The organism is Candidatus Hartigia pinicola (assembly GCA_020541205.1).
Classification (GTDB): Bacteria; Pseudomonadota; Gammaproteobacteria; order Enterobacterales; family Enterobacteriaceae; genus Hartigia; species Hartigia pinicola.
This window is the reverse complement of record CP048208.1, coordinates 834,193-854,012: the sequence shown is the minus strand read 5'-3', so window position 1 is coordinate 854,012 and position 19,820 is coordinate 834,193. Positions and strand designations below refer to the sequence as shown.

Below are 19,820 nucleotides of genomic sequence, written 5' to 3'. Positions count from 1 at the left end.
ACAAAATATAGAACAACAATAAAATCTATTTAAATATTGACCGTTATCTTAGTATTCTAAGATGTTTATATTCCTATTACACGAAAATACTGAACAACCTGTAAGAAAACTAGTATTACATATAAAAATACCGTTGAGTATTTACTAAACCAAATCATCAAAATTTATGTGTATACTCAGGAAATTAGGAATTATATTCGATGAATATCTTTTTTCCAATAATGCAGCAATAATTATATCGTGAAAAACACACGAAAAGAACTATTCATACTTCACAATAACAATACAATTTATACGACTATACCTAATGGTTTAGCTGAAAAAGCGTGCGAATATCAAACTCATACAAATTAGTCTCGTATGAATAGAAAAAGAATTTAATTAGATAATAGTTATTAAAAGATGTATAAATTTAATGTGTAATTTCAAGATTTTGTAAATAACTCTGTTACAATACACTGTTATTACTAGAAAAAATATGAGAGTTCTAATATTTTCTTGTGTCATGTATTAATAAAAAAACACTTCAAAGATTTTATTTTTACGATTTCAAAATAAGTTTAAAAAACATAATATTAAAATAAAAAATAACTAAGTAAACAAAAAATGAACTTTTATATCTTTTATAATCTATAAATATAACAATTAAAATCATGATCAACTATATCGATTATCTTTTCTATATCAGAAGCTAATACAATGGAAGTAAAAATGCAATGATCCGAAAAAATTATAAAGTTATAATGAAGGCTACTGAATTTTTGTGACTTTATAAACTATTTTTTTGCTTTATAGACAAAATTTCTAGTAAAATTAATAAAACTTAATCACACACTATAAAACAAAATTCCAAAACAACACGCATTAAATCTAAATATTTTTTAAAAAAATTTTACTTAAACAATATACTATTTGAATATCACACTAAATGATTATAATATTTTCTCTAAACTTAAATATTCATAATATCTAACTAATACAATACTTCAAAGTCACTAGGAATTTTTCTTAATACATCACTACAATACACGAATTTTAAAAAAAAGTGATTGAAAGTAATGTACAGTATCTGTGTAATAAAAAAATATTTTAATAAAATAAAATATAGCAATAACAACTATAATATATCTTCTTAAAATTAAATACTGAATCAGGTAAACAGAATACTAATCTAGAATGTAGATAATGATACTATTATCATTTTTATTAAAAAATTAAGAAGGCTGTTAGTATGTTAAATAAAAATATTGGAGCGGGAAACGAGATTTGAACTCGCGACCCCGACCTTGGCAAGGTCGTACTCTACCAACTGAGCTATTCCCGCATTAATTTACTTTAATTTTAACGTAAAAATAACAAACTTACTAAACAACTATGAGTAATATTATAAAAAAAATATACGATAAGCAAGTACTTTTATTTAACTTACAACGTTTATTTTTTACTAAAACAATAAATCTTTATATATTTTACCATCATGAATAATAAATTTATAAATTTAACTATTAATATATTATTTACAATGACCATAAATACATCTTAGAAACTATTCAAACTTATTTTGAAATGTAACTAATATTACAAGCTTACATAAGAATTTATGAACAAAAAAACTAACTAAAAACATAATTTACTTCATGAAGGATTTAAAAAAATCTAAAAAGTGTTGATTTTTTTATTAAATTATTATATGTTGATTAACTGAACTGAATAACTTACAAATAAATAATTGCTTGATAACTAATATTTAGTAATAGTCGATACATAATTTCAGTATATATTTTATCAGTATAGTACACTATAGCTGAGAATGATTCAATATCGAAAAATATTATCGCGTACAAACATAGCTTTAACTAAAATAATTTCATCATATTTTATTTTATACTAATCAAGAAAACTTTACTATTAATTTTATCTTTTATTATTAATCCACATGCAATTTCTTTGTTGCGATCATTGTCAGAATAGTTATTTACTAAGATTATGACATCAAAATAAGATGCAAATCTTATACTGAATTTTTATTTACTAACTCGCTATGTAATCTAGAAGAAAATTACATACCTCAATCTAATGCTAATGACATTAGAATAAGTAAAGTTTCTAGTGCACTAAAACAGCAGTTACACTTCATCATTTTAATTTAGTTATTGTATTAATCATTAAACATACATATAAAACGTTAATAATAATTTTATTTAAAATGTATTTCACTAACTATTAAATTAATCACTAGATTGATCACGCACTGATAAAACTTGTCAATCAGAATAAAACTTAATAATAAACTTCTATAACTTTTGCATTAGAAGCTATATTAATTCTCAATAAGACCTATATAATCTTATTTTATCACTATTGGATTATATTTATGATATGTACTAACTGTTCGCTACGAACAGGATTGTTGTCACTCTCGAAGAGAGTATATCACACAATAGCAGTACAAATCTTTTATTAATACATTTATTCACCTAAAGAATATATGTTGCATAGCATGTTGCTTAATGATTCTTATTATAATAATTATACTCTTATGTACAGATAACGACGTATTAACTGTAGAGACTACTTTCTTATAGTAAGTTAATTATGTCTCATTAAAATAAACTAATATTAGTTCAAATAAAAATCACATCTTAATAATGAATAATGAAAATTTTATGATGAACTACAGATTGTTATTCACAGCCTTAAATATTTAAAAATTTTCAAGACAATATGTACTACTACAACATCTGAAGAGACCTGGTAGATATGCATTCATGATTCTAATAATAAAATTTTACTGTAGAAATAAAGAATAATCCACTCAATTTTATTCTTTATAGCGTATAAAATGTATTCATCTTAGTTTTGAAGCATTAATACTTTTAGTTTTAATTAAGATGTAGTTATAATCTTTCCCGGAGAAAGTTATATTCGTTAATAAATTACGATTATAACTTTTACGCTCAAGGATTTTTATGATTTCTAAAATCAATAATTCAACATCATAGAAACTCTTACATAATTAATGACGAAAATGACGCATATTTGTAAAAATCATTGAAATAGCGTGTGCGTTGGCAGCATCAATCACTTCATTATCACGGATGGAACCACCTGGTTGAATAATGCAAGTAACACCAACCTCTGCTGCTGCATCAACACCATCACGAAATGGAAAGAAAGCATCTGATGCCATCACACAACCAGCCACTTCTAAACCTTCATCTGCTGCTTTAATACCTGCAATTTTTGCAGAATAAACACGACTCATTTGACCTGCACCAATCCCAATAGTCATATCATTTTTAGAATAAACAATAGCATTGGATTTGACAAACTTAGTTACTTTCCAACAAAATAGCGCATCTTTTAATTCACGTGCAGTAGGTTTACGTTTAGTCACTACATTTAACTGTTCTTGTTTCACTGAGCCTAAGTCACGATCCTGCACTAGTAAGCCGCCATTAACACGTTTAAAATCTAACGCTGAAAGAGATTGACTCCACTCACCAAAGGTAAGTACACGAATATTTTTTTTAGTTGCTAATATAGCAGTTGCATTCCTGGAACATGATGGAGCAATGATCACTTCTACAAACTGACGCGAAATAATTGTTTGTACTGTTTCTTCATCAAGATTACGGTTAAAAGCTATAATACCACCAAATGCTGATGTTGGATCAGTTTTAAAAGCGCGATGGTAAGCAGCATAAATGTTGTTACCAATTGCTACACCACAAGGATTTAAATGCTTTACAATTACACATGCAGGTTCGTCAAATGATTTCACGCACTCCAGTGCAGCATCAGTATCTGCAACATTATTATAAGAAAGTGCCTTACCTTGAATTTGTGTTGCAGTGGAAATAGATGCTTCTTTAAGGTTATTCTCTATATAAAAAGCAGCATTTTGATGCATATTTTCACCATATCTCATATCTTGTTTTTTAACAAAGTTTACATTTAAGGTGCGAGGGAAGCGACCTGATAACCGTGTTGTATCGCCATAATAAGGTTTAACGAACGTACCAAAATAGTTAGCAACTATACTGTCATAAGAAGCTGTGTATTCAAACGCTTTAATAGCCAGATCAAATCTAGTAGATAAATTTAATGAGTTTTCATGTTGGTCTAATTCTTTAATGATTTTTGCATAGTCCTTTCTGTTTACAACAATAGCAACATCTTTATAGTTTTTTGCTGCTGAACGAATCATCGTAGGTCCACCTATATCAACATTTTCGATTGCATCTTCTAATGTACAATCTGGTTTTATAATAGTTTGCGAAAATGGATATAGATTTACTACAACCATATCAATAGGAGAAATTTGATATTGACTCATGATATCATCATCAGTACCTCGACGACCTAAAATTCCACCATGAACTTTAGGATGTAGAGTTTTAACACGACCATTCATCATTTCTGGAAAACCAGTGTAATCTGAAACTTCGCAGACTGTTAATCCTGCACTATTGAGCAATGTTGCTGTTCCACCAGTAGAGAGTAGTTCAACACCTCGTTGAGACAGTGCTTGAGCTAATTGAAGAACATCTGTTTTATCAGATACACTAAGCAAAGCACGACGAATACGACGAAGAAATTGCATAAAATAAACCTCTTAAGTAAAAAGCAATAAAAGCATATAAGTGACCGTAAATAATAATAACCCTCTTATGTATTTATTATTTATGATAACTAATTAAGTTATTGTATCATTTTTGAAGTTACGTAATTTTTTTACAATATTATAGAATTAATTCACTATTTACATCTAGAGTGTGTTTGAATTCATCAGATTGTCTTATAATCATCTTAAAAACTTGCAAAATTAAAGAACAATATTTATAAACTATAAATTGTTTTAGAATATAAAAATCAATAATCACTTCTGTTTTAATTATCAAGCAAATAATTATATAATACATAATAAATTATAATTACTTTATTATTAAAAATAATCTTATTTGGTGAAGACAGCATCAGTCTGCAGAGAAAAATTTCTGAAAGATTGAAAGTTACACTAAAAATGAAAAAATATTGCAAAATGTTTTAACTGTCTATTGCACATATTCAAATTAAAATAAATTCACTCAGAGCATAGTGATAAACCCACAGTGTCAGGTTATAAAAAATATAAAAATCTAAAAATGATCCACACCTCATTCTTAAATGAATATGAAGAAATTGAAGAAATGATAATATATGCTATCTAGCGTATAATAACTTAAATATTTTACACGGAAAAATAAAATCACAATTCTCTTAAAAATTTACTAGATAATCTGCGTGTTTATTTAGAAGATATTATTTGAGAATATGGAATCTTAAAGTTTTAAATTTTTAAGAATGAACAAGATGTTTATTTACAGATATCAAGCAATAAGCAATCTAGTTTTGCAAAAACGAAATTATAATAATGATGTTTCTTTTAACATAAAACGATTTTAATTAAAGAGTTTAATTATTTCTGATCTTGAACATTTCAAGACACCTAACACATATTAATTTAAGCTATTAAAAATAAATTTGATTTTTTTGACGGTTGGAAAATAATTAATAATAGATTAAATCTTCTACATAAAACAGATAACTACTAAAATATTTACTAATATTATTTTTAGCTAAGAACAAAATAACACTCTTTTAAAACGTAATTACTTTTATGAATCTTATCAAAAATGATAACACTCTACAACAGAGACAGCAGTCAAAAATAATTTTAATACATTACACTCTTATTTTTATTGATATTTTTTATCTATCCTCTACCATGACAGAGTGGTCGTTTATTATACTTGGCTAGCGCTTCTCTAAGTCAAATATTATTTTTTAAACTTTTTTTTTAAAATAACCTTTACAGACAAATAAATATAACTGTGTTATAGAAAATTATATTACAAACAAAAAATTTTTATCTTAATAACTTTAGTCTGAAAAAATTACTTGAATTCATGAATAATATATTAAAGATTATTATCACACTATAAAATTTAAGAGCATTGAATATTTTATACCAATCCCAATGACTGTGTAAAATAATCAAAGTAGCACAACAAAAATTGCATACCTTAAATATAATCTTTAAGTATTATGCTTTTAAGCATGTATAAAGTTTAGTGGAGAATATTATGGAAAATAATAGTGAAAATGAAAAGTATTGAAGTACTTTTCTTTAGTGTTTTACTTTAGCATTAATTATTGTTTATGATATAAAAAATAGTGAATAGTCCCTAAAATAATAAGGTCTCTCTAGTAAAAGCTTCATACATATAGTGATCATAGAATTCTTACTCAAACAAAAAGTTATAAAGATATTTTATGCTACTCTGTAAGATACACCACTCTTTCGTTTAATAAATTCTCAGGTATGGACTGTATTCTCCAACTAAACATATAAGAAATTTAAGGCAAGCAATAGAAGTCAGTTAACGTTTTTTAAAATGAAAGTAGATAAACATTCACGTATAAAAAATAATATATACTTAATTTTCTTATGAAAACAAGAAAAACTATTCAATTAACCTAAAAATACGTTTCTTTAACATATCTTTAAGTTAAATGCATCTATAACATAGCTATCGCTCTTAGTGACACATTGCTCAATAATAATTTAATTAGGAAAACATATAAAAACGTTATTCATTTTAAGATAAAATTAAACTTCTTAATCTAATTCCATTCACACATACTATCTTAGTAATTCATACAATGAGATATTTTAAATGAATTCATTAAAGTAATTAACAATATAAAGTACAATATAATTCACAAGATATGAAATTGTCATTTCCATCAAAAAATATTTTAAAATAAAAAATTAAACTGAAAACTTCTTAATTCACTCTAATATTAATAATCAGTTTGTTAACTTTCTTTATTTTAAGTTATTTTGATATGCATAAAATGATTAATGATTGTTTTTCACTGTCTTGAATATACGTGAAATACATTAACTTGATATAAAACTACTTAATCTTCTCTAATCATATATGCAATAAAATAATAATTTTTATCAGAATACTAATACGATTTCATCTTAGTTATCGTCAATAAACACACAGTGTTAATATATTAAATTTATTAACAATTAAAATATTTATATATATCTTACTAAAGTTTAATTATATGAGTTAGGATCAAAATGAAATATTGATCACACTAAGATCGTTAACCTTGAACATACTGAAAGTAACTATTGATATTAATTCGGACTGTTTAATTTTTATGTTCTTTCTTCTTACTACTATGCAACAATATTAATATTAGAGATAGTTAATAACTAATTTTAATCATTTTCAGCAATTGAAATGAAAGCTCTGTAATTCTAAACTCATTAAGACAATAACGTATAAAACAATTTGTTAACATTCAAAGAAAATATTATACTACTAAAAAAATTCATATCAACTTTTCATTACACTACTTAATATCAATACAGTTAATATTTTTCTAGAAAAACTGCATAAATCTCAAAAAATATTTTGAAAAGCATATAATAATCTTCGTATTTTTTAACTAGGCGCCGCAAAATATTATTAACTTTTGAATAAGTTATTAAACATAAAGTTTAAACCTATCTTTTTAATGCGTACTGTAATGTAAACAATCAGAACACAATTGCATAACTTATAGTATATAAACTTAAGAAAATTTTCAATTATACTATAAAATTTCTATCATATTTCATGGAAATACACATACGCCTACTCAGTACTTGAAATATACAGAGATTTATAATAATATTCTAACCAAATTAAACAAAAAATCTAATCACAAAACATAGCCAACCAAAAAATTTTGCAATTTTAAATACCAAAATATATAAATTTACTTTTTCTCTATCACTAAGATTAGCTTCTAAGGAGCATGTGTATTCAGCTCAATTGAAATTAAACTCAGGTAATAAACATAAAGATTATCACGAAAAAATTAAAGAATATTGACTAACGTCACCCTTTATCTATATAAACAAAGAAATAATACATGCTCTAACACGCACTTACTAAAATTGGATAAAGCAAATCATACATATAAATGTATCATATCGGTCCATTGAAGATTCATTACATCTTCTTTATACTTACTCAGATAAACTTTAGAGATCGCTAAATGTAACACTGTACATTAATTATTAAGATATTTAATTACTGATAAATATGCAATTTATAATATCTTTATATATCTCCTGTTAATAAAAGGTTGAGCATAGATAAATCGTAACGTATTAAATCCTAAAAAATAAAATAAAGAAAAGTAAGAACACGAAAAAAACGAAATTATATTAAAAGATGATACGATATTTAATAAAAACATAAAATTCATAAACTAAATAATAATTACCTCAATAAAAATCTTAACAATGATTTGATAATTTGTATTAATGATTATTTAAAATTCAATTATTATTATTTCTAAATAGTATTTTGTATAAAACTGTCAGATATCTTCTTAACTCATCGTTGAAAGTAATTACTTAGATCAATGATAGTTCAATTTTGTTTAGAAAAATATTAAACTAAATACTGTGAATACTTCTCTGAATTATCTGTTGTTCTAAATACACTATCAATACCTAATTAAACAATGCTACATGGGATAATTGAAGTTTTTATATTTATACTGAATAGTAAATATTAATAATCAAGACAAACGAAGATTTAGCAATTATAAATAACATGATATTTAATATTTGACATATCTTTAACTGATCTTTCCAAACAAAAAGATGTAACAAAAAACTGATTAGCATCTTAAAAGAAATTTTTCATTTTATCATAATACTATGAGAGAAAATAAAAATTATATTAAGTGAATATACCTGAAAGCATCACTGAGAAAAATAACATAATCATTAATTAATTTAGAAAACTCAAAATAATTAGCATGCAAATGAATAACTGAGTTTAGAGATGTACATAAAAACATATTAAGATAGTTTTCTACTGATTCTAGTTAAAAATTTACGAATAGATAACAAACCACCCTCAAAGAAAATTTAATTTCATAATATCATTGTGTAAATACGAACTATGATTTTAAAAAATGCTCTAGACTCATTTAAGATTAATAATTTTTTGTAAGTAATAAAATGTAGTGACCATAATATAGTTTCAACACAAAACAGTTATCATTAATCTAATTTCAGGATATCTCTCAAAAATATACACTGGCTATAAAATATGCTGTATTAAATATCATAATACTTACAATTACAATTTTATAATCAAAGTAGAACTTCATAACAAACTTTTCACTAATAAAAGTACTTACATATAAAATTTTAAGAATATAGTTTGTATAAACTACTTCAATCGTAGTTAAACTTCAGGATTACTTATGTCATTATTGATATAACAATTGTCAAATGCTATATGTTGCATCTATCGAAAATTTATGAAGATATTATAATATAATACAACCAATATGTTTAATCTTCTTTCTAAGAAGATATATTATCCTTCAATACATCACTAATATATCACTAAGTGAGCAAAAAAAATTTCACAACAGTTAAAAAAACTGTAAAATATTTAAATATTCATCTTTAGTTTGTAACATCTAGCATTTATTTATCTTTATTTTAGATAAAATATACTAAATCAATTTTTAAAAGTAATCTTGTTCAATATAGAATCTTGTATTTAAAATCAAAGTAATCAATACGAGAATTTTGAGCTAACAACCAAGTAAAGCACTTCTTAATGTCCAGTAAATCAGTAAAATATTTTAAATTTCTTCATTTTATATTCATCTCACTTAAAAATCCAAAAAATAAATTATTAAAAATGTGATATTTAATAAAGTTTATATTTTAATATATATTAATAAAAATAAAAAATAATAAATTTTTATAAATTCAAGAAGAATAATAATAGAGAACTATTCTTTTTATATACAAGAGGAATTTGTAATTTGATAATTTCAAATATAAATCAGTTATTTGTTTAAAATGATAACTACCTTTTGTTTTTTTACTCTAGAGTGAATATGTAGAAAAAATAAATCAAATGTAACTATTTTATTTAAATAACTCATAAAATACACAATTAACTATTATTATAGTTAATAATTATAAATTATTTATCGATTATTTTCTAGCAATCTACCCACAGAAAATCAATTTTATTGACTTGATAAAATACTTGTTATAATTTATTGATATCAACTTCTTGCAGTGACTTACCTTATTTCATTTATAAATGATACGATAAAAAATTAGCGACAAATTTCAAAAATTATTTTTTCTTTGCGTATACATAAAATCTTAATTAACTAACAAAATCAAACAGATCTAGTTGTTAACTCAATCTTATTGTCTCTTATTTAATGATTTTAAAATCATCAAGTTATGAATATTTGAATTAATATTAATAAAAGATGAAATTGTAATGTATAATAGTCATTATAATGCTTTTATCAGGTAATTGATATAATATATTTTCTTTTTTCTATTGCATATAGTTTTTCTTTTCTAATACTAGTATTTTTTGTCAGTTTTAACTTAAAATACTATTAAACAACGGCAAGCGATCTTTATCCCTTCAAAAATAATATTAGAAAAAAATTTAGATATTAATTTTTCTAATCAACGTTTTTAAAGTCGCTTTATACCGCTACTAAGCATGAATTATCAAAATTTAGCAAGATTTACAATCTTATATTAATTGGATTTATTTTTCTAATATCAATTTTCAATCATAAATTTTAAAATAAAATACTAGTTCAAATTCAGAGGATGTAATAAATGAAAATATACTATCAATTATCTTCATAACTTCTACTTTTAGTAGTTTTACTAAAAGATAATATTATCACATTTAATTATCTAAACTAAATGATTCAAAGATTTTACAATCATTAAAAACTGTAATTAATTACTTTCATTTCGATGGTATTTTATAGTTACATTATTGAAGTTAGTCAGTTTTAAAAATATACACTGAGTCATCTGCATATCATAAAAACCTATTTTAAGGTACAGAATAATAACGAATTATGAATTCTTAATTAAATTATCACCAATCCAGACAAGTGCAAAAAATAATAAAATAAATAATATTAATAAAGATGAGATAAATAACATAACCCTTCTACTCACTACTGCTATAAAGAACATTTTATAATACGTTTGTATTTTTCTTGTTATTTATCAGTAAAAATTAAGAATAATCTCTTATATTATAAATTATATTCAGTCTTTAAGCATTTTTTTATATCTAACGCACTGCTTTAAAAGAAAAATCTAGACATTCATCACGCATATCTTCCAGATGCACATTACAATTTCATATGCAGCTAAATTATTTTCATTACTATATACATACTCCACATATCTAAGAAACATATAGTATGTTATAATTATTCAATCCTGCATGATTAAGTATTTGATACTAACTAAAATATTAATCTAAAATAATAACATTAAGTCATTAATTCATTAACTCCAGAATTTTAAAATCATAATTATCAGTTTCAATAAACTAAAAACCATTTTTTCTTTAATACAAAATAAAACTATCTCTAAGATATTCGCTTCATCTTGATAAATAGAGTAAATTTTACTATGATTAATACTTAAAATAAAAGAGATTATCAAAAATAAAATTACAATCTGTTATTTTATAAAGGTACACACAATCTCACTAAATCACAATTATTTATATTATATTATCTTAAAGGCATAACCTCGTTCGCTGATACTCAGTAGTCAAAACACAGTAGTTATATAAACATACTTAAGTATTGTTACTTATTATCTTAATTAAACTGCAGTATGGAAGTCTATATTGATAAACGCATATTATTTAATGATAATATAATCAAATATTTTATAGATATATCACTCATACTTCTAATGAACATCATGACTCGATGTTTTGATCAAACATCGATATATCAATTATTAACACTTAGCACTTAATTAACTCAATTCAATGTAAAAATATCAAATGGATATGTGTAATTACAATCTGCGTTATTTTAATATAAGATATCCTAGATATACACGAAAATTCTATAATCAATTTATCATCTTTTTACGATAAACAGGCTATAAATTTATAATTCTTAGGATAGTTATAAGTAAGTTTCAAATCTCAATTAAATAAATTCTTTACTTTCTTATTTAAATACAAATGTTATTACTTAATTTTCTCAAGCTTGCATCATCTCACACTAAAAAAATCATAAGAAAATATGTAACATTATTTATGTACAGTTTCATTGTTACATATATAGAATGTACAATTCAATGTTATTAAATCAAACACTTAAGAAAAATTGTCATTTCAAACAGTAATTCATAATTATTACTAAACTCATTATTACTTAGCTAAGCAATATAAAAAACACTTAGACTTATAATTCCTATGATGATCAATAGCCATTAACAATTAATGGCCTAGAAATATTTGATTCTATCCGTAATATCTATATATTAACATCCTAAGATACATTTCCTTCAAATACTTTCCATCTTACAAGTTATGTGATTGTATTAAAATATATTCATCAACTTCAGATCATAAGTAAAAAATATATTCATTATTTCTGATACTTTCTCACTGTTAGTTTTAATAAAGTAAATCAAAAAAATATCTCTTTAGTTTTATTGAAAGATTGTGAGATCTCAATCCTAAATTAGTAAGATATTGTCTTTATCAACCTTGTTAAACTATAAAATATTACAAGTTAATATTTAAGAATAATTAAAAAAAGTATTGTATTTTACTAGAAAGTACTATATTTCATGAGACATTGAAAGTGTCATCATAAAATTACCTAATTGCATGCAACAAAAACAGAGTAACAACTAGTAGATTTAATGCAATTTTCAATGAATTAACGTCTGAAAAATTTTTTACGCTCTAACTAAAAAGTTGCTACATAATCACTCAAACAAGTAATAACTTCTGCTATAATTCAGTAAATTTTATAATCTTTTTTTTCTCTAAAAAAATGTATAAGAATTCGCAATCTACTCTTAAAAATATTACTGTTCTTGAAAGTTAATAGAGGATTCATTTCACTTATGAATATTTTACTAGAAAAAATTACACGTTATAACTAGGCATATTAACACAGATAAAATAGCATTACTCAATGTTACTTCTCTAGTAATCTAGGATCAAATACTACATTACATACTATCTCATTAACCAATAAATTTATTTATGACATATATTTTATAAGTCAATATCTTGCATAGGTTAAAAATGTCTACTTAAAAGTTATAAACATTTGCACTTTTTAAAATCTACGACGTTCTGGTAATAGACTAAAAGCAAAGATTCCATCCTATAAAAATCGAGCTTGCTATCATGAGTAACATAAAGAACTAATCATGAATATTATAAGTATTTATTTTAAATTAATTCATAAAATTTATACTACTTTCAAAAGAGATTTCATTGTATTTTTAAATACAATTAATAAAAAAAGAACATCTCCTAGAAAATAATTACCAATAGCGCGATTTAGAAGAAAATATTTCGCTATATTTATTCTGAATATAAAAAAAGAAAAGAAATTTAAAACTTCAAGATATAATATCTGTTTCTAAATGAAGAAAATAGAAAACTCTTATTAGATAAACAATCTTACTGATAACCTAGAATCATAACTCATTCATTAGTAAATGTGCTCTCTGGAATTACTATAATTAGTAACGACATACAAGCAACTCACTATGCGTTTTAAACAACTAAAATCAACAACAACATAGAGAAATTACTTATTAAGTAAATACACTAAATTTTATCAACGTTTTTAGATAACCTACTAATTGCAATCCTCGTACTCTTTATGGTTAGAATTAAAATATCAACAACAATTATTTATACACTATCCATTCGTGCAGTCAGATAATGCAAATTACCGGAAATCTTTCAGCATAAGTTATAAGATGTAGTTCTACTACAAAACCAATTATCATAAATACAACATAAACTAAGTCAACATACAACATACATGCAGAAGATAAAAAGCTCAAGTGATCATAATACTCAAGCGTTAAATAAATCTAATACTCTATTAAAAATAAAAATTAAAATTTTTTTGAATAATCCTACTAATATTAGTCAATATATCACATTTAACAGAATTTAATTAATAAAATACAAAAGAAAGTTATATCTACATATAAATTATTACCACAAATTAATATATTTTAGTAAAAATAAATATGTCTATTTTAAGTCATATTAGAACCTGAAACAATATGAAGATTATATTGATAACACTACCAGAAGTAATAGTTTTAAAATAAAAAGAAAATTCAAAATAAGACAATCAGTATTAGCGTTAAAAATAAAAGTAACAAATTAACCTACACAAAGATACACAGTAGTTCTTGAAAAATAGTATTCTATTTAACACTCAAAAAAATCATTTCGAATAATAAAAATAGAGTAAAACTGAAGACATCTATAAAAAATTTAAAAACTTAATTATAGCATACTCAACTTCTTCAGACAATTAGCTTAAAACAGAAATAAAATCAATTAAAAAAACACAAAAAATAAACTCAGACATTGACGAAGGCAATTAAACAAATGACAAAAAATATAAAAAATAGAAACAAAATTATATAACATTTTACCGAATATTATCTATTGTGATAAACGACTAGATTTATAATAAAAATCATTATCTTAAAAAACATAAAAACAACTGATTGTTGGTTAATCATCAAGAGTACATAGATTTTGATATCATTGTTATGTAGTAAAATACCAGTTCTATTAAATTAACTCTTGCTGAGAGGCAACGTAAAAAATGAACGAAAAATTAAGCAAGATTTAAACAAAAAAATAATACACAACATTTTTCAAAAGAGAAAGACAGAGGAAAATAAAAAATTAACGATAATACATAAGACTTATAAAAAACAGGAGTAAGAATTATAAAAAAATAGTTAAATACTTATAAAGCTATAATATTTGAATTCATTTTCAAAAAAATCTTTAAAAAAGTACTTCACTAAATTAAAAATAAATTATTTACATCTCAAGTGTCTGAGAATAATTTTATTAAATAAAAATAACATACCAAAAACTTAAACAGCAGCTATATAAAAACAGTCATAAAATCAACAGAAATAATTTACATTTATATTAATTTGTTAGAGTTTAAAATATCTACTTCATTTCGTAAATCATACTTAATATTATTTAATTTCATAAACAATAATTTTCTTACGACAAAAACAAACAGCTGCAATTGTTTTAGTAATTCTAGCTAATCACTAAAAGAAAAGTGTTAAATCATTTCTTAACGAATGAGACAATCTCATTCAATATTATAAAATAAAAAAACATATCTTACAAAAGTTAATAAAATAAAGCGATTATTACTCTAAAGCCTATATTACAGGCACTGCTAGACTAGAAAGCCAATTAAAAAAACGCAATAATATAAAACAAAAATTATAGCAAACAAGAATATACCTTTATCGAAATGAATCTCTAACATTTTAATAAATAAGATATTTATCACGAAATTTTTTATAAATTAAAATAAAAATATATTTCACTAGTCAGTGGAAACATACAATAATATAAATCAACAATAAAAAAAAGATATTAAATCAGTGTAACTGGAAACAATACAATCGCAAGTAGGATTATAATATTCTACCAGAGAACTACTTACTATACAACATTCTTTGAATAATCGTCTTATTACTTATCTATTATGTATTTTAAATAAATATCTTAGCTAAATAATTAACTTCTCATAAAAGATTTTAGTATGAACTATTACATCAAAATTAAATAGATATTTTTATAAATATAAATGCATCTTAAAAAATGAGAAATTATATTATAAGAATATAAACATTAATATTTGATTCAAAAAAGAAAAAACTCTTAATTAATAACAAAAAAATAAGAATATAATTTTCAATCCGTTTAAAACTTATCAAATAACCTAATTAACAATGTTAATTGTTATAAATTATTTAAAAAGATAATATTGATATAATAATTTAAATTATTTTAGAAAATGATTAGTTTTTGATAACCATGAACTACGCTTACATGCATAGTGTGTAATTATTAATTACCTAATCACATTAGGTAATTAATAAAACAATGCACTACATTTTAGTTATTATATTATAAACTAATCATCATTCTAGTTGTATATTATCAGTTATTAATAGTTAAAAAATATTTTTATTAAAAATGTCAAATTCTCTCTGTCGGAGAAAGTTGTTAGTAAGTTTAACATTTTGATTAGTTTTATTCAAGTGATTAACAACACCTAAAGAAAATTACTATTCTTTAATAAGATTTTTAAGACGCTATACTCTAAATATTAAATATCGTTTTAGATATACTAAAAGTATAAATAATTCAAGACAAACTCTCGATATAAAAGTTATATTCTTTCTATAGAAGAACCAATTTCTATTTACATCCTTATTAAAAAACAAGTTATTAGATTTAATACGCTCACTCGTCACTATCGAGTGAATGACATTTATTAGACATTATTCAGAAATATTTTTCAATTAAAATTATGTAATATGCATTATTATAATTATAAAACTTATAAGAAATCTATTAAAAATATTTTAATATATTATACTTTTTTTCTCGAAAAACTGCAACATATTTTCTCTAAAAAATTGATTTGTATGATTTACTATCTCACACTGTTTATATTATTTACACCACTTACTAATATTTTTAAATAAAAGTGCCTCTCATGATTATGATAAATTTTAAAAAAATAAACAGTGAGAAATAAATCTAAGCTTATCAGTGAAGAGTTAAAGATATAATTAGTATGCTACCTATAACAGGTTAAAAGAATATCAACACTACTAAGATAATCATAGATACAAAAAATTTTAAAACACTAAGATAATCTCCTACACAAGCATAATAAAAATAAAAAACTCTATCATCAAATAACATATAGAGATAGGTTACTAAAATTCACCCTATAGAAATGCTTACATAGCTTGTTAGTTTACATAAAATGATTAATATGCATGACAAGCATGTTATAATATCAAAAGTTATACCAATGAATCATGAAGGGTGCAACTACAATATATGCGTCTAAATCATTAAAATAAAATATTGAATTATAAACTCTCTGCGTTATCTTTAAACGTTAAAATTGTCAAAAGACACTTTCTTTTTTTTCTCTTTAGTATATACAATTAGAATTAGTTGTTTTTCTATTGAATAGAAAATATTTTGTTTTTATAAAACATCTACCACAGTATGAAATTGTACTCTATCGTCATGATATAATTTACTAACCGAGTGACGAAGGATGCGTTGCATGCACTAATTTTATAAATAATTTTCAGAGTAATATATCATTTTACCGATAATTATACATATGAAGATACCTGAAAATTTATCGCTCAATTAGGACATTTTCAGATGTATTTCAGGATGATGTTCAACAAAAAAATCAAACAGAAGAAAAGAGTCAAGTCTGCTATGTAATACTCTGAATTAGATCAAATATATTTAAAATATTATCAATAAATCTAAAATATCGACATAAAAATCAATAGTAACTATAACAATAAAAATTAAGCGTTACTCGCTAAGTTAATCCATGGTGACTAAAAAATTAAACATTGATATTACGCAAGAAAGAGTTAGAGTAATTATTATCTATTTCTTTAACCAAGATATTACATTCATTACCGATATCAGTAATGATTAAGATTATATTGATTTTTAATAATTATTTATTGAAAATCCATCATATTGCTTATAATACATTAACAATACATGTGATCTTTATTTATCAATAGAGTAATTGAGAGCATGAATTATTGTAATTTAGTTATATAAGATATATAACTACCTAATGATATTAATTCGTTCTATTAATTTTATTTCTTTAGCATATAAATAAAGTGAATAATAAATAAGAATTTAAACGATCATTTACATTGAACATAAATGAAACTTAATTCAGTAAAGCATTAATAAATGCTTTCACACTAAGAATGAATCACAGTTTTAAAAATTAAGATAAGTGCCAAAAATTATTTTTAAAAAAATAATTAATTTAATAAATTGATAAAAAAGACACCGTTTATACATAAGTCAAGAAACATATTTTACTTAGATACGCATCTATATCAGACAATGTTTTATTGTTACATACTTTATTAATAACATCAAATACAATCGTCATGTACTTTCAGAAATTAACTAATAATAATATTTAAGAATCACTAGTCGACACTTTTCAATGGTAAACTGCCAAAACATGTAAACTAATATTGTTAGTATCTGTGTATTAAACAAATCTAGTGAATTTTAGTGTGTCATTGATTTAAATTTTAATCTCGCACCGTTTCCTGGTTATATTTCAAATAATTTTTGATCTTTTTTATTAATTATTATACTGATACACTTAAGATGAGTAATGCTATTGTACTATACGTTTAACATCTACAACATTTCCATTCATTCGATCACAAGGTGATAAATGTTTTAAAAATGTTAAATTGCATTAATGTTCATTAATCGTGGTTTTTATTAAAAAAGTATAATGAGTACTAACAGTGATGTAGTGTTTCTCTGCACTGTATGCAAAAAACAAATATTAGATTAATAATAGCAATGTAAGTTCTTTAAATATCTCTCACTGTTATTCTATACTTGACTACATTTATCCATGCAATGTGCAAGTCAAACACTCAACACTGCAATGTTATTTTAAAAGGAACAAGTGAATTACGTTTTTAGTTTATAAGAATGGTAACAGTATTTGTCATATCTTACTCAGAATATACTTTATTCATGTTGCACTATCTGGTTAAGATATTTTACATGCATATTATTCTTCATGAATGTTCAGTATTGATGATCATAATAATATGTTAGCATCACATCTATGGCCTAACAAAGATCTTACTAACACTTTTTCTTAACGTCTCTTGAGTCAAGACATTTTATATTTAGAATGATTTTCTCCTTAAAAAATTAAGATAGTTTATGTAGAGCACTTTTTCTGCAAACATTTCTTAAGGACAATATCTTACTGGGAACGGATTTTTCAAATATATAGCAACATTAAAAGTATCATGTAAATTGACTTCTTTAGGCGCTGTATATTTTTAGGTTTTTAGCAGTGATAATGAATCTACATTAAACATTTATTAATTAAACATCACTAATTTACACTGTTTATCTTGATAGGATATATCATATGATTATATTTGAAAATTCTGCATAATCTTTAATAGCACTGCACCTTCAACCCATTTTTAGTAATAATTAGCTTAGTAAACCTGTTGTTTATTTTTTAATATTTATAACTCACTAATAAAAAACAAATCTCTCTTTTACAACTATTTTTGAAGTTTGAAGTTTATATCACGAAAAAATATAACAGAGATATTAAAAATAATGAGCAGTATAATTTTGCTTGGTCACCTAAATCATTCTAAATAAGATAATAGTGACTAATATTCATAACATATTTCTCTCCTATAAGAATTATATGCTCTGCTAGATTCATTAATATTTTTAAAACGATTATGCTCGATAAAAACGCAAAACTAACAAGATTATGCATAATTGTAATATTAGTTTATTTTGATTGTATAACGAGTTTCTTGAACTTTAATTCATTAATTACTTGTAGAATTACATAAATATACTAATCAATGAACTTTATAAGTTGTTATAAATAATTGAAATAAAGAATATGTATAATCCAATTTATATAAATTCATGCTGAATATTATTTTAGATGATTCTTTTCTACTATTGTAATAGTCATAACTATGCTGTTTAAAAACAGCAATATTAATATATCATATAAATATA

General features: G+C 23.4%; 1 protein-coding gene and 1 tRNA gene. Both read right to left on the bottom strand.

The window, feature by feature from the left end; translation table 11 throughout:
• Positions 1 to 1,248 precede the first annotated feature (1,248 nt).
• Positions 1,249 to 1,324, bottom strand: a tRNA-Gly gene (locus GFV14_RS01615).
• Between the two features lie 1,692 nt (positions 1,325 to 3,016).
• Positions 3,017 to 4,606: a bifunctional phosphoribosylaminoimidazolecarboxamide formyltransferase/IMP cyclohydrolase gene (gene purH / locus GFV14_RS01610; RefSeq protein ID WP_457914595.1), complete on the bottom strand. Its 1,590-nt coding sequence runs from the start codon at positions 4,604 to 4,606 to the stop codon at positions 3,017 to 3,019.
• Positions 4,607 to 19,820: the final 15,214 nt, after the last annotated feature.